The organism is Clostridioides sp. ZZV14-6154 (genome assembly GCF_020657785.1).
GTDB lineage: Bacteria > Bacillota > Clostridia > Peptostreptococcales > Peptostreptococcaceae > Clostridioides.
Map to the genome: position 1 here is coordinate 1 of NZ_JAGWCY010000042.1, position 521 is coordinate 521.

Below are 521 nucleotides of genomic sequence, written 5' to 3' on the forward strand. Positions count from 1 at the left end.
GGTTCTATAAAAATATTAGGACTTATGATTTCAAATGGACTTATAGCTTTATCTGGTAGTTTGATGGCTCAATTCTTAGGATTTTCAGATGTAAATATGGGTATTGGAACTTTAGTACTTGGAATTGCTTCTATCATAATTGGTATTACATTATTTAAGAAATTCACTTTTATTAAAAATACTACTGCAATAATTGTTGGCTCTTTCATATACCAATTCACTATATACTTTGCAATGAGTTTAGGTATGTTATCAACTGATTTAAAACTGATAACTGCCATAGTTATAATAGCTTTCTTAGCTACTGGTAATTTAAATATCTCACTAAAAAAAACAAGTGCAAAGCTAGTACCAAAAATAAATCTGAAAAAAGAGGTGTTATAGATGTTACAAATTAAAAATATTTCAAAGAGTTTCCCAAATCCATATGGTCAACCCAACACTATATTTGAAAATTTATCTCTTAGTATAGAAGATGGTGAATTTGTAAGTATCATAGGTAGTAATGGAACTGGTAAATC

1 pseudogene is annotated in these 521 nt (G+C 28.0%); it reads left to right on the forward strand.

From position 1 onward, the window contains the following. Positions 1 to 384 (forward strand): annotated as a pseudogene (locus KGF45_RS19625) (ABC transporter permease); the annotation flags it as partial. Between the last annotated feature and the right edge of the window lie 137 nt (positions 385 to 521).